Here is a 12,533-nt window from a genome sequence, read left to right as displayed (position 1 = left end):
GACACGTACGCTGACCCGGTGCCCCGCACCCGCCCGCTCGCGCGACCCGGCCTCCTCATGGCCGTGGCCGCGCTGCTGCCTGCGCTCGCGGCGCTGCTCAGCGGCACGGTGCACGTCACCCGCTGCGTGAGCGTGCCCGGTGGCATCGCGCACGTAGGCGTCAACCTCGCCCTCCTGCGACCCGCAGCGGAGTGCCCGACGACGGGCGTCGCGCTGGGTGGGGAGAGCGAGCAGGTGCTCACCGCCGTCGTCCTGCTCACCGTGCCGATGCTGCTCCTCCACGCCGGCGTGCTCGCCGGCAGCTGGGGAGTGGGCGCCGTCGTGCGGCGCTCGCTGGCGCGGCTCGCCCGACTGACCCCGTGGCGCCGGCAGCCGGCCCTGCGGCCGATCGTCGTGCCCACCCGCCTGGGTGCCGCCGTCGGGACCTTCGCGGTGCCCACGTGGCGCACGCCCGCGGCCGTCCCGCTGCTGCGCGGACCGCCGGCCGCCCTGCCGGCCTGAGCTCCCCCTCCCGCCGCGGGAACGAGCGCGCCGGCCGCACGGCGGACCGCCAGACCCATGGGCGCAGCGCGCCCACCCCACACCAGGAGATCCCATGTCCAACGCCAAGGTGAACAAGCAGCAGGAGCGCCGCGACGCCGCGCGCGAGCAGGCCCGCAAGCTGCGCGAGGCCCAGCAGCGCCGCGAGAAGCGCAACCGCGTCCTCGTCATCGCCGGAGTCGTCGTCTTCATCGCGATCGTCGCCGCCGCGCTCTTCGCCATCGTCAACTCCCGGAACGCCGACCCGCTCGAGGGCGTCGACTCCCAGCCCGCGGGCGCCATCGAGAGCGGCGCCATCCAGCTCGGTGCCGACGGCGTCGGCTCGGTGAGCGAGGGCGCGCCCGTCGTCGACGTCTACCTCGACTACCTGTGCACCCACTGCTGGACCTTCGAGAACCTCAACGCGGGCGTCCTCGAGGAGCTCGCCGCCAACGGCGAGGCCACGGTGAACTACCACCCGATCGCCTACATCAGCGGCTCGGACTTCAACGTCCGCGGTGCCAGCGCCCTCGCCGAGGTCGCCACCCAGTCACCCGAGCACTTCGGGGAGTTCAACGGCCAGCTCTTCGCCGCTCAGCCCGAGGGCGGCGCCACTCCGCTGAGCAACGAGCAGATCGCCGACGCCGCCCGCGAGGTGGGCGTGCCGGAGGAGGTCATCGAGACCTTCGACGACGTCCGCTACAGCGACTGGGTCCAGGGCGCCACCGAGCAGGCGCGCCGCGACGAGATCGGCGGCACGCCGACCGTCCTCATCGACGGTGAGCCCTTCACCGGGTGGCAGCAGCCGGGTGCCCTCGCCCAGGCCGTCACCGACGCCGCAGCCTGACCCGGCCGCCACGTCTGGCAAACTTCTCGGGGCGGGGCCACGCGGCCCCGCCCCGGTGGGCAGGTCCTCGTCCCCTGTGGACGGGTCCCAGCCCGCGCCGCCTTAGCTCAGCTGGTAGAGCACCCGCCTTGTAAGCGGACGGTCGTCGGTTCGATTCCGACAGGCGGCTCCGAGGGGCACGCTCGGCATCGCCGAGCCGCCCCGTTCCCCCTTTCGTCGCATTGTGACGCGGCAGGTGTCGCCGCTACCTTCGGGGCAAGCTTCCGGGTCATCACGAACACCGACGTTCGGCCCCGGCCGCACCCGGGGGTCCCCTATGAGGCGTCGCATCGTCAGTGCGCTGCCGCCGCTCGCTGTGGCGTTGGCGTCCATGGCGGTCGTCGCGTCCTGCGGGACGGCCACCGCGCCGGCAGCCGGACCGGTGCCGAGTGCCCCCGCCCTCACGCTCCCCGGCGACCACCCGGCTGTCGACGCGACGGCGGTCCTCGCCGCCGGCGTCATCACCGGCGAGGACGGTCACCCCGTGCCCGGTGCGACGGTGGGCGCCTACGCCTGGCCGACGGACTCCGCGATGGAGGAGGTGGCGGTCGGCGAGGAGTTCTCGCTCACCCCGATCGGCTCCACCCGGACGGACTCCTCGGGTGCCTACCAGATCGTGCCGGACTACTCGGTGCTGGCCCCCGTGCTGGGCGAGGAGCATGACGAAGCGACGGAGCCGGTGCCCGTCGACGTCAAGATCGTCGCGATGACGGACGGCGCCGTCATGGAGTGGGGCACCACGGTGTGGGTCTCCCCGGACCTGGAGAGCGCGGTCGTGGACGCGGAGTCCACGCACCCCGACCCCGCCGTCCGTCGTCTCCCCACCACTCCCGCCCTCGACGAGGCGACCACGCCGATCTTCGACATCCAGCTGATGAGCGCGGGTGAGGGAGGATAGGGGGCCGCCAACCGAAGGGACTCATCCGTGGCCGCATGGTCGACACAGACACAGCTGGGCAAGCAGGTCGGGCTCGACGCCCGGCAGGTGGGGACCAGGCTCACCGAGCTCGGGCTGAAGTCCGGCTCGACGGCCACCGAGTCAGCCGTGTCCCAGGGCCTGGCGAAGAAGACGACCATGCGTGACGGCACGGAGTTCTACGTCTGGTCCACCTCGGAGGTCCTCACCCTCCTCGGCGGCCCCAAGGAGACTGCAGCGACAGCCCCGCCGGCCACCAAGGACTACTCCGCCTTCGACCACGTCTACGCCACCGACGGCTCGGCCATCCGCAACCCCGGCCCCACCGGGTGGGCCTGGGTCAACCAGCGCACCGGGGAGACCGGTGCCGGCGGCCTCGGCCACGGCACGAACAACATCGGTGAGCTCCTCGCCCTGCGCTACGCCCTCGAGCACGCCGGCCCGGACGGTGACCTGCTGGTCCGCGCCGACTCCCAGTACGTCATCAACATCGCCACCACGTGGGGGCGCGGGTGGCAGCGACGCGGGTGGAAGAAGGCCGACGGCAAGGTCCCCGAGAACCTCGAGATCGTCCAGACGATCATCGCGCTCATCGACGCCCGCACCGGCCGCACCGAGCTCGAGTGGGTCAAGGGCCACGCCGGAGACACGTACAACGAGATCGTCGACCAGCTCGCCAACGCGGCGGCCCGCGCCGCGGGCTGAACGACCCCCGGCGGAGCCTCGGCGGGGCAGGTCCTCACAACCGCCAGAGCATCATCGTCGCCCAGTGCCGTTCGAGCGCGCTGAGGAACTCGACGTGCCAGCGACGGCCACGGGCCTGGCGGGGTGCGCCGTCCGGCGGCGGCGGACCGGCCGGTCGGACCGGCGGTGTGGGCGGTGCGGGTGGCGCTGGTGCAGCAGGCCGCTGCGTCATGACCATGCGGATCACCTCTCCTGGTACACCAGCAAACGCTGTTCACTGGTGTAATCAGAGTGACCCCGATCGCTCACACCTGTCAAGCGGTTACGCTGGTGTATCTGGAGGTGTCTTCCATGGACGACGAACAGGACGTCCCGGCTGCGGCTCGGCTCGTGCGCGACTTCGTCAACACTCGCGAGCCGCAGACGGACGAGGAGCAGCTGGTCACGCCGGACAGCCTGGCGGCCTGGCTCAACGGTCGCGGTCTCCTGCCCCCGGGAGCGGCTGTGACGGCGTCGGACCTCAGGCGTGCCGTGGCGGTCCGGGAGGGCCTGCGGCAGGTGCTGCTCGAGCACGCGGGGCACGAGGTCGACCGCGGACCGCTGGACGAGCTGGAGCGTGAGCTGGCCGCCGTCCCCGTCCGCGTCACGCTCGGCGCCGGCGGCCCCCGGCTCGTCGCTGCCACGTCCGAGCCCTGGCACAACGCCCTGGCCGGTCTCCTCGACGCCGTCCGCCGCAGCGCTCAGGACGGCACCTGGCCCAGGCTCAAGGTCTGCGCGCGTGACACCTGCCGGTGGGCCTTCTACGACGCCTCCCGCAACCAGGCGCGTCGCTGGTGCTCGATGGCGGGCTGCGGCAACCACGTGAAGATGAAGCGCGCGTACGCGGTGCGGAAGCAGCGGACCACCGGGGCCGGGTGACGACCCCCGTGCGCGGCACGGTCGACGTCCCAGGCGCAGGTCTGTATCCGTCGCGTGACGGCGGGCGGCACCCGGTGAATGGTCGGTGAACTCTTGCGGGCGGGTTGCTGAACGTCGGCCACTCGGCGCGCTCGGCCTCGTAGCGTGGGTGGCGGCTCACCCGGACCGCACATCGGAGACACGCATGAGGGCCTTGCCCGACCTCGGCTCACCGGTCACCCACGCCGTCGACCGTGACCGCGCGGAGGCCGCCCGGTGAGGGTCGTCGCGCACCGCGGGAACTCCTCCGCGGCACCGGAGAACACCCTTGCCGCGATCGCCTCGGCGGTGGCGTGCGGGGCGGGCGGCGTGGAGATCGACGTCCGGCTCACCCGCGACCGCGTGCCCGTCGTCATCCACGACGAGACGCTCGACCGCACGACCGACGGGTCGGGGCCCGTCGCGGCCGCACCGGCCGCGGAGGTCACGGCCCTGGACGCGGGCTCGTGGTTCGGGGAGCGGTTCGTGGACGAGCGCGTCCCCGTGCTCACCGACGTGCTCGACATGCTCGCGGCCGCCGGCGACGTCGAGCTCTTCCTCGAGGTCAAGGGCACCTGGGACGCCGACGACGTCCGCCGGGTCACCGACGCCGTCGTCTCCCGCGGACTCGACGACCGGGTGCTGGCGCAGAGCTTCTCCGCGGCGACGGTGGCGGCGCTCGCGACCGTCGCCCCGGGACTGCGCCGCGGTCTGCTCGTCAAGGAGGCGGGCGACGGGGTGCTCGAGCTGTGCCGGCGGCTCGAGACGAGCGCCTGCAACCCGCACGGGGCGCTGCTCCGGACACGGCCCGAGGTGACCGGCCGGGCGCAGGCCGCGGGCCTCACGGTGACGCCGTGGACCCTCAACGAGCCCGAGGACTGGGCCGCGGCCAGGGAGCTGGGGGTGGACGGGATCATCACCGACCGCCCCGCCGACCTCCTCGCCTGGGCGGCCGCCCCGGCCGCCTGAGCGCCGCCGCGGTCAGTCGCTGCTGCGGGCGGTGAGGACGACCGGTCCGTCGGGGGTGACGGCGATGGTGTGCTCGCTGTGGGCGCCGCGGGAGCCGTCGGTGCTGCGCAGGGTCCAGCCGTCGGGGTCGGTGACCAGCTCGTCGGTGCCGGCCATGAACCACGGCTCGATCGCGACGACGAGCCCCGGGCGCAGCCGCAGGCCGCGCCCGGCCCGGCCGTCGTTGGCGATGTGCGGCTCCCCGTGCATCGTGCGGCCCACGCCGTGGCCACCGAACTGGACGTTGACGCGGTAGCCGTAGTCGGCGGCGACGGCCCCGATGGCCGCGGAGATGTCCCCGATCTTGTTGTCGACGACGGCGGCCGCGATGCCGGCCTCCAGCGCCACCTGGGTGGCCTCGATGATCCGCAGGTCCTCGGGCCGCGGCGTGCCGACCACGAGGCTGAGGGCGGAGTCGGCCACCCAGCCGTCGACGCTCGCGGCGAAGTCGACCGACAGGAGGTCGCCGTCGCGCAGCGTGTAGTCGTGGGGCAGGCCGTGCAGGACGGCGTCGTTCACCGAGGTGCACAGGACGTAGCCGAAGGGCCGCGCGCCGAAGGAGGGGTGGTAGTCGATGTAGCAGGACTCCGCGCCCGCCGTGCGGATCATCTCGTGCGCCAGGGCGTCGAGCTCGAGGAGGTTGACGCCGACGGCCGCGCGGCGGCGCAGCTCCTCGAGCACCGAGGCGACGAAACGGCCGGCCGGGCGCATGGCCTCGATCTCGGAGGGGGTCTTGAGCTCGATCACCGCCTCAGCGTACGACCCGTGCGCCGCCGAGGCGGGAGCGGTGGGAGGCCGCAGGCAGGATGGGGGCATGCGCAGCCTGGGCCTGGACATCGGGACGACGAACATCAAGGCCGTCGTCGTCGACGTCGGACGTGCCACCGTCGTCGCCCATGCCTCCGCCCCCACCCCGGCAGGCGGGGTCGCGCTCCAGCGGACCGTCGCCCGCCTCGTCGGTGAGGTGGGCACCGAGGTCGCCGCCGTGGGTGTGGCGTCGATGGCCGAGACCGGGGTGCCCCTCGACGGCGACGGCGTCCCCCTGGGCGACCTCGTCCGCTGGGACCCCTCGCGGGCGCAGGACCACGCGTCCGCTCTCGCCGCCACCTACGGCGCCGCCCCCCTCTTCGCCGCCACCGGCGTGCGGCCCAGCGGCAAGGTGCCGCTCGCGACGTGGGCACACCTGCGCGCGGAGGAGCCCGACCGGTGGACGGCGATGGCGCGGTGGGCGGGTGCCGCCGATCTCGTCGTGCTCGCCCTCACGGGCAGGCTCGCCACCGACCACACCCTCGCCGGCCGCACGATGGCCTATCGGCTCCCCGCCCCCGGCGAGCTCGTCCCGGGCGGCTTCGACGCCGAGCTCCTCGCCGCCGTCGGCCTCCGCCCCGAGCAGCTGCCCGACGTCGTCGCACCCGGTGACGTTGCGGCCCACGTCACGGCGGGCGGTGTGTGGGGGCTGCGCGCGGGCACGCCCGTCATCGTCGCCGGGCACGACCACCCCGTCGGTGCGTGGGCGGCCGGGGTGCGGGAGCCGGGGGACGTCGCGGACTCCGTCGGCACGGCCGAGTCGGTCGTGCGCGTGCTCGGCGCGCGGCCCGTCCCGGCGGCGGTGGCTGCGGCGGGCATGAGCCTCGTCCGCACGGTCGAGGGCGGGCACGAGGCGCTCGTCGCCGGATCGGCGACGGCGGGGGCGGTCCTCGCGTGGTGGGCCGAGCAGGTCGGCGGCTTCCCCGCGCTCGCCCCGCTCCTCGACGCCGCTGCCGCGCGTCCTCGGAGCGCGGCGGTGCCGCTGCTCCTGCCGTACCTGCGCGGTCGGCAGGCGCCGCGCCCGGACCCGCGTGCCCACGCCGTCGTCGTCGGTCAGCGGCCGGAGCACGACGACGTCGACCGCACCGCCGCTGTCCTCGACGGCCTGGCGCTCCACGCCAGATGGATGCTCACCGCGCAGGCCGAGCTGGCCGGTGCGGACCCTGCCGGCGGCGAGGTGCGGGTGCTCGGCTCGGCCACCGCCGGCGGGTCCGCGTGGCTCCGCGCCAAGGCGGCGGCCGGTCCGGCGCCGCTACGGGTGGTGGGGGAGCGGGAGGCGGTCGCCGTCGGCGCGGCCGTGCTCGCCGCCCACCGCGCCGGGCTGGCCGAGCCCCTCGTGCTCGGCTCGCAGGCCGCGGGGAGCGGCCCCGACCCGGTCTACGACGCCCTGTACGCCAGGTTCGTCACCGCCGCCTCGGGGCGGCCGTCGAACGGCTAGGCCAGGAACGCGAGCAGCTCGCGCTGCATGACGCCGCCGCGGTTCTCGGCGGCGCCGCGACCGAGACGCTCGAGCTCGAGCTCGACGACGGCGTCGGTGAGCTCGGCGTCGGCGTCGGCCATGGCGTCCATGGTGGTCCCGCCGACGGCCGGGGTGGCGCGCTGCTCCCCGTCGGCGAGCGCGACGATCTGGTCGACGAGCTCGCGCATGGCGGCGCGGTGGTCCAGGAAGATGTCGCCCCACGGGACGGGCGCCGTCCCGGCGATGGTGAGCAGGGAGGCGGTGGCGGGCAGGCCGAGCACCTGGGTGGCGGCGGCGGCCTCCGCGGCACGGCCGAGCTCGGCGGTCCGCAGCTGCGCGATCGCCGCGTCGATCTCGCGGGCGGCGCGGGGCAGCCGCCTGGTGCGGCCCGTCTCGAGGAGGGCGCGCTCGGTCTCCAGCCGGTGCAGCAGGAGCTCGAGCACGTCACGCTCGTGCCAGAGGAAGTCGGAAAGCGCGCGCATGGTCACGCCCTTCTGATTCGTGCTGAGCACCGTCCGTGCGGAGGGGGACGGTGCCCAGGGAGGCGGGGGTCTCCGGTGGTTCTAGAGGGTATCCGCCGCCACCGACGTCGGCTTGTGGACCACGTCGGTCGAGTCAGCGGGGAAGGGGCGCCCGCAGCGGCTGGTCGCTGTTCTCGAGGATCGTCTGCATCGCGGCACCGGTCGTCAGGTCGACGAGCACCGGCGCGAGGAGGTTCGCCGTGGGGGCTCCGCCCTCTCCGGGGCGCACGACGACGAGCACGGCCGGGTCCGTCGTCCCGAGCTCCTCGAGGGTTTGCTCCGCCACGCGGGGCTCGTACCCGGGAAAGTAGGGGCGGGGGTCGATGAGGAAGAGGCGGACACCCTCGGCGTCCACCGCCCGCAGCGAGTACAGCTCCTCGGTGACGGCGCTGAGGGTGAACTCGGTGAGCGGGCTCAGCCCCGGCGGCGGGGTGACGAAGTGGAGGGCGGCGTCGGTCTCGACGGCCATGGTCATGGTCATGGTGTCCTCGCTCATCGCAGGAAGTCCAACAGGCTGGGCTGCAGCACGCGGGAGGTGGCCCCGAGTGCCGCCTGGTAGCCGACCTCCTGGAGCTGGAGGTCGACGATCGTCTTGGCGAGGTCGGCGTCCTCGACGGAGGACAGCTGGTTGGTCAGCGCGATCTCGCGCGTCTCCAGAGCGTCCTTCGCCTGGAGGACCTGCTTGTGCCGGGTCCCGACGCTGCCGACCTCACCGAGGAAGGCGCTCATGCGCGAGTCGATCTCGGTGAGGAACCGGCCGACGTCCGGGTCCCCGGCCTCGACCTTCGCTGCGACCTCACGCAGGAGGGTGAACACGGACATGCCGACCGGCTCGCCGGTGGCGGGGTCGCGGACCAGCTCGCCGTCGGCGTCGACGACGTCGACGCCGAAGACCTCCGAGCCGGGGGAGTCGACCCGCACCTTCGTCGTGTCCGAGACCTGGCGCAGCACCTCCGCGCCCGGCCGGCCGCTGTAGGTGACGGTCCCGGCGTCGGTCACCGCGTAGGCCGCCTCGGTGGAGGTGCCGGCGAAGACGGAGCGGTTGAGGTACGTCGTGTTCGCGACCTCGAGCAGGCCGTCCGCGGTGGCTCGCAGCTCCCCGGCGAGGGCACTGCGGGACGAGGGGCCCTGGGACCCGGTGCTGGCGCCCTGGACGGTGAGGTCCCGGGCCTTGCGCAGCTGGGTGAGGGCGTCCCCGAGGGCGCTGTCCACCGTGGTGAGCCAGCTGTCGCCGTCGGCGACGTTGCGCGCGTGCTGCGCCGTCGTCCGCTGGTCCGAGCGCAGCCGCATGGCGTCGACGGTGCCGGCGGGGTCGTCGGAGGGCTTGGTAATGACCTTGCCCGTGGTGAGGCGCTCCTGGAGGCGGGCGAGCTCGGAGAGGTTGGTCTGGAGCTGGTTGAGGGACGCTCGCTGGAGCCCCTGCTGGGTGACGCGGCCAATCATCGGACTACCTTCCCACCACGCCGGTGCGGTTGATCAGGGTGTCGAGCATCTGGTCGATGGTCGTCATGACGCGGGCCGACGCCTCGTAGGCACGCTGGTACATCACGAGGTTGACGCTCTCCTCGTCGAGGTCGACGGCCGTCTGCGAGAGCAGCTGCGACTCGGCGGTGGCCCGCGTGCTCTCGGCGGCCTGCGCCCGGCGGTAGGCCGCCCCGCTGCTCACGCCGATCTGGGTCACGGCGCTGGCCCACTGCTCGCGGGCGCCGCCGAGGTCGGCGATCCGCGCGGCCAGGGTGCCGTCGACCTCGCCGGGGTTGCCCGTGACGACCTGGTCGCGGGTGACGGCGACAGTGAGGGACAGGGCGGGCGGCGTGCCGGCGGGGGAGAAGGCGAAGAAGTCGCGCGAGGTGCCGTCGGCGCCGGGCACGGAGGAGTGCAGGGCGTTGACCTCGGTCGCCACCGTGGTGGCGATCTCGTTGTAGGTCCTGGCGAGACCGGCGACGGGCCCGTCGGGCGCGATCGAGTCGAGCAGGCCGACGACGCGTCCCCCGGAGGAGACGGCGGCGTTACCGGTCGCGGCCCACACGAGGCGGGCCGGTCCCTCCTTGCTGCCCCAGCCCTCGGCCGGCTCGGTCCCCGCGGAGCTCAGGTCCGCGAGAGTCGTGCTGCCGTGGACGGCGACGGCGTAGGCGCGGTCGCCGCGCACGAGCGCGTTGCCGCTGATCATGACGTCGACGCTCCCGTCGGCGCGCTCGCGCACCTCACCGCCGACCATGGCGGCGAGCCCGTCGAGCAGCACCCCGCGCTGGTCGATGAGGGCGTTGGCGTTGTCCCCGGACACCTGGGCGTCGCGGATGCGGCCGTTGAGGTCGGCGACGGCCACGGCGGCGGTGTTGACGTCCACGGCCATGGCGTCGGCCTGCGCGCGGGTGCTGTCCCACTGGTTGGCCGCGGCGCGGTAGCCGTTGGCGATGGACGAGGCGAGGGCGGTCGCGTTGCCGAGCAGCACGGACCTGGCCGCGGCGTCGTCGGGCCGGTTGGCGACGTCGTCCCACGACGTGAAGAACGTGTCCAGCCCGGCCGCGAGGCCGTTCTCGCCCGGCTCCTTGAGCGTCGTCTCGACGAGTGACCAGGTGCCGGCCACGGCCTCGAGACGGGCGGTGGAGGCGGTCTGGGTGCGCAGCTTGGTCTCGAGGAAGATGTCACCGAGCCGGTCGATCGAGGTGATGCGGACACCGGAGGCGGGGGCGCCGCCGGTCGCGAACATCGTCGGGCGGGTGGTGCCGGAGATGGCCTCCATGCCCGCGCGCTGGCGCGTGTAGCCGGCGGTGTTGACGTTGGAGATGTTCTGTCCGGTCACCTCGAGTGCGACCCGCTGGGCGGTGAGGGCGGTGAAGGCACCGTTGAGTGCGGAGAAGGAGCTCATGGGTGACCTCTCACAGGGACTTGTCGACGAGGTGGGCGTCGGCCATGCCGCGCGACGTGCCGCCGCGCTCGTCGTAGACGTCGACGCTCTCGTGCAGGGACATGAGCGTCTCCTGCGTGGCGTGGTGGCTGGCCATGAGGAAGTCGCGGTTCGTCTCGGCGACCGTCGCGATCTCGGTGGTGAGGGTGAGGAAGGCGAGCCGGTGCTCGAGGAGGATCCCGTCCCACGGGGCGGGGGCCGCGGTGGCGAGGTCGAGCAGGCTCGCGCCGTCGGCCAGGCCGAGCGCGGCGGCGGCCGCGGCGACCTCGATCGCGCGGGCCAGCTCTGCGGTCCGGATGTCGGCGAGCACGTCGTCGACCTCTCGGACGGCCAGCGGCAGCAGCTCGGTGCGTCCGGCGGCGAGGAGCAGGTGCTCGACCTCCAGCCGGTAGCGCAGCGACTCGAGCAGGTCGCGCTCGCGCCAGAGGAGGTCGGAGAGGGAGCCGAGCATTGTCACTTCTCCGTTCGGGGCCGTTGCGTTCACCATCACGGTCCTGTCCATCGGCAGCGCAGCGGCGGGTGTGAGCGGTGCAGGCGTACTTCCTCCTTCCGACCCCTCCTCCTCCGTTGGGACCACACGCGGGTCGCGGGGGCTCGCAACGCGCCTGCGGGACCTCTGACCCACTACTGCGTCGAAGCGCTGGTGCACAAGCGATTCGTCGATCCTGTGTGGTCCACATCACAATCCGAACGGCTTGTACTTTCGGAGGAGGAACCACCATGCTGACGGAGTAGTCGTCACCTGTCGGGGCAATCTCGCACCGAGATCGGCAGCGATGACCACATCCAACGATCACAACTTCAGGGGCTCGCTCGCGTCGCGACGGGTCCCGACCTGGGGGTAGGACCATGGCGCTTGAGCGTCGCGAGCAGGACGAACTCATCGAGCAGCATCTTTCGCTCGTGGGTTACCACGTGAGTGAGATGATTCGACGGGTTCCGACCCACGTGCAGCGCGACGAGCTCGCCGCTGCCGGGTCCCTGGCGCTGGTCCAGGCCGCCCGAGGCTTCAACGCCGACCTCGGTGTCCCGTTCGCGCGGTACGCCTCCACCCGTATCCGCGGTGCGATCCTCGACGAGCTGCGCGGCATGGACTGGGCCTCCCGCGGCACCCGCCAGCGCGCCCGCCGCCTGGCCGAGCTGACCGAGCGCCTCACGGGCGACCTCGGTCGCGCCCCGCGCCAGGACGAGCTGGCGCAGGCGATGGGCGTGGGTGTCGACGAGCTCCGCTCCATCCGCGACGACGCGCAGCGCCGGGTCGTCTCCCTCGACGCCGACACCACCGACGCCACCGGCAGCATCAGCGACAAGGCACCGAGCCCGGAGGAGCGCATCGTCGTCGACGAGCGCCTGCGCTACCTCACCGCCGGCGTCGGCGAGCTGCCCGAGAACCTGCGCGTCGTCGTCCAGGGGATCTTCTTCGAGGAGCGCCCGGTCGTCGAGATCGCCGCCGAGCTGGGAGTCACCCAGTCCCGGATCAGCCAGCTGCGGACCCAGGCCCTGCAGATGCTGCGCGACGCGATGAACACGGCGCTCGACCCGGAGCTCGCCCCGGTGGCCTCCGAGCAGCCCGGCGTCGCGGAGAAGCGCCGCCAGGCCTACTACGCCGCGGTGGCCCAGCGGGCCAGTGCGACGGCGCTCCACAGCGTCATCGAGGTGACGACCGCACCGGTGATCAGCGAAGCGGTCTGAGACCCAGCGGTACCCCGACGCCGGCACTTCCTCCATGGGTGCCGGCGTCTGGCGTTCCGGGACCTCTCATCACCGGTCGCGGGTGACCGATAGGAGTGTGTGACTGCCCATGGACGGGCTGTCGATCCACTGATCTTCAGGAAGAAGAGGAACACCACCATGGCTATGTCCGTGCAGAACAACGTGTCGGCGATGAA

General features: G+C 73.3%; 14 protein-coding genes and 1 tRNA gene. 9 read left to right on the top strand and 6 right to left on the bottom strand.

The genetic code is table 11. The annotated features are described in order from the left end of the window. Positions 1 to 18: 18 nt before the first annotated feature. From H9624_RS10450 to H9624_RS10420, 7 genes are all read left to right on the top strand, one after another. The gene (locus H9624_RS10450; protein ID WP_251839838.1) at positions 19 to 501 is read left to right on the top strand and encodes a hypothetical protein; all 483 of its coding nucleotides are present in this window, start codon (positions 19 to 21) and stop codon (positions 499 to 501) included. Positions 502 to 595: 94 nt separating this feature from the next. Beyond that, a complete protein-coding gene (locus tag H9624_RS10445) occupies positions 596 to 1,366 on the top strand; it encodes a DsbA family protein (RefSeq protein WP_251839837.1) in 771 nt (256 codons plus the stop codon). Positions 1,367 to 1,462: 96 nt separating this feature from the next. After that, positions 1,463 to 1,535, top strand: a tRNA-Thr gene (locus tag H9624_RS10440). Between the two features lie 147 nt (positions 1,536 to 1,682). Continuing rightward, positions 1,683 to 2,303: a hypothetical protein gene (locus tag H9624_RS10435; protein WP_251839836.1), complete on the top strand. Its 621-nt coding sequence runs from the start codon at positions 1,683 to 1,685 to the stop codon at positions 2,301 to 2,303. Between the two features lie 27 nt (positions 2,304 to 2,330). Beyond that, positions 2,331 to 3,026, top strand: a complete 696-nt coding sequence (locus H9624_RS10430) for a ribonuclease H family protein (RefSeq protein ID WP_251839835.1) — start codon at positions 2,331 to 2,333, stop codon at positions 3,024 to 3,026. Between the two features lie 330 nt (positions 3,027 to 3,356). After that, positions 3,357 to 3,923 carry a CGNR zinc finger domain-containing protein gene (locus H9624_RS10425; RefSeq protein ID WP_251839834.1) on the top strand — a complete coding sequence of 189 codons (567 nt, stop codon included), beginning with the start codon at positions 3,357 to 3,359 and terminating at the stop codon, positions 3,921 to 3,923. A gap of 255 nt (positions 3,924 to 4,178) precedes the next feature. Beyond that, a complete protein-coding gene (locus H9624_RS10420; protein WP_251839833.1) occupies positions 4,179 to 4,910 on the top strand; it encodes a glycerophosphodiester phosphodiesterase in 732 nt (243 codons plus the stop codon). A gap of 12 nt (positions 4,911 to 4,922) precedes the next feature. Here the strand turns inward: H9624_RS10420 and map are convergent, their stop codons facing one another. Then, complete coding sequence (gene map / locus H9624_RS10415) at positions 4,923 to 5,696, bottom strand: type I methionyl aminopeptidase (protein WP_251839832.1); 774 nt, start codon at positions 5,694 to 5,696, stop codon at positions 4,923 to 4,925. A 67-nt stretch (positions 5,697 to 5,763) separates the two neighbouring features. Here map and H9624_RS10410 point away from each other — a divergent pair, with 67 nt between their 5' ends. Further along, entirely contained in the window at positions 5,764 to 7,194 is a 1,431-nt protein-coding gene (locus tag H9624_RS10410) for an FGGY-family carbohydrate kinase (RefSeq protein WP_251839831.1), read from the top strand. On the opposite strand, the gene flgN (H9624_RS10405) is transcribed toward H9624_RS10410, so the two are convergent. The 5 genes from flgN (H9624_RS10405) to flgN (H9624_RS10385) all read right to left on the bottom strand — a co-directional run bounded on the left by flgN (H9624_RS10405) (position 7,191) and on the right by flgN (H9624_RS10385) (position 11,095). After that, positions 7,191 to 7,697 (bottom strand): flagellar export chaperone FlgN, encoded by a 507-nt coding sequence (gene flgN / locus H9624_RS10405; RefSeq protein WP_251839830.1) that lies wholly within the window; start codon positions 7,695 to 7,697, stop codon positions 7,191 to 7,193. The genes H9624_RS10410 and flgN (H9624_RS10405) overlap by 4 nt on opposite strands. 133 nt (positions 7,698 to 7,830) lie before the next feature. Further along, on the bottom strand, positions 7,831 to 8,232 hold the full coding sequence (locus H9624_RS10400) for a flagellar assembly protein FliW (RefSeq protein WP_251839829.1): 402 nt from the start codon (positions 8,230 to 8,232) through the stop codon (positions 7,831 to 7,833). Then, positions 8,229 to 9,179: a flagellar hook-associated protein FlgL gene (gene flgL / locus H9624_RS10395; protein ID WP_251839828.1), complete on the bottom strand. Its 951-nt coding sequence runs from the start codon at positions 9,177 to 9,179 to the stop codon at positions 8,229 to 8,231. Before flgL ends, H9624_RS10400 begins: the two co-directional genes overlap by 4 nt. A gap of 4 nt (positions 9,180 to 9,183) precedes the next feature. Continuing rightward, complete coding sequence (flgK, locus tag H9624_RS10390; RefSeq protein ID WP_251839827.1) at positions 9,184 to 10,605, bottom strand: flagellar hook-associated protein FlgK; 1,422 nt, start codon at positions 10,603 to 10,605, stop codon at positions 9,184 to 9,186. Between the two features lie 10 nt (positions 10,606 to 10,615). Further along, positions 10,616 to 11,095 (bottom strand): flagellar export chaperone FlgN, encoded by a 480-nt coding sequence (gene flgN / locus H9624_RS10385; protein ID WP_251839826.1) that lies wholly within the window; start codon positions 11,093 to 11,095, stop codon positions 10,616 to 10,618. A 398-nt stretch (positions 11,096 to 11,493) separates the two neighbouring features. Between flgN (H9624_RS10385) and H9624_RS10380 the strand changes: the two genes are divergently transcribed. After that, the gene (locus H9624_RS10380) at positions 11,494 to 12,336 is read left to right on the top strand and encodes a sigma-70 family RNA polymerase sigma factor (protein WP_251839825.1); all 843 of its coding nucleotides are present in this window, start codon (positions 11,494 to 11,496) and stop codon (positions 12,334 to 12,336) included. Positions 12,337 to 12,533 lie beyond the last annotated feature (197 nt).

Source organism: Oceanitalea stevensii, assembly GCF_014837105.1.
Classification (GTDB): Bacteria; Actinomycetota; Actinomycetes; order Actinomycetales; family Actinomycetaceae; genus Oceanitalea; species Oceanitalea stevensii.
Note: the sequence above shows the minus strand (reverse complement) of the source record. Positions and strands in the feature narration are given on the sequence as shown.

Coding starts and splice junctions, on each gene's coding strand:
- flgN (WP_251839830.1), bottom strand. CDS start 7,697: ATGCGCGCGCTTTCCGACTTCCTCTGGCACGAGCGTGACGTGCTCGAG.
- flgL (WP_251839828.1), bottom strand. CDS start 9,179: ATGATTGGCCGCGTCACCCAGCAGGGGCTCCAGCGAGCGTCCCTCAAC.
- H9624_RS10445 (WP_251839837.1), top strand. CDS start 596: ATGTCCAACGCCAAGGTGAACAAGCAGCAGGAGCGCCGCGACGCCGCG.
- flgN (WP_251839826.1), bottom strand. CDS start 11,095: ATGCTCGGCTCCCTCTCCGACCTCCTCTGGCGCGAGCGCGACCTGCTC.
- H9624_RS10400 (WP_251839829.1), bottom strand. CDS start 8,232: ATGAGCGAGGACACCATGACCATGACCATGGCCGTCGAGACCGACGCC.
- flgK (WP_251839827.1), bottom strand. CDS start 10,605: ATGAGCTCCTTCTCCGCACTCAACGGTGCCTTCACCGCCCTCACCGCC.
- H9624_RS10380 (WP_251839825.1), top strand. CDS start 11,494: ATGGCGCTTGAGCGTCGCGAGCAGGACGAACTCATCGAGCAGCATCTT.
- H9624_RS10425 (WP_251839834.1), top strand. CDS start 3,357: ATGGACGACGAACAGGACGTCCCGGCTGCGGCTCGGCTCGTGCGCGAC.
- H9624_RS10435 (WP_251839836.1), top strand. CDS start 1,683: ATGAGGCGTCGCATCGTCAGTGCGCTGCCGCCGCTCGCTGTGGCGTTG.
- H9624_RS10410 (WP_251839831.1), top strand. CDS start 5,764: ATGCGCAGCCTGGGCCTGGACATCGGGACGACGAACATCAAGGCCGTC.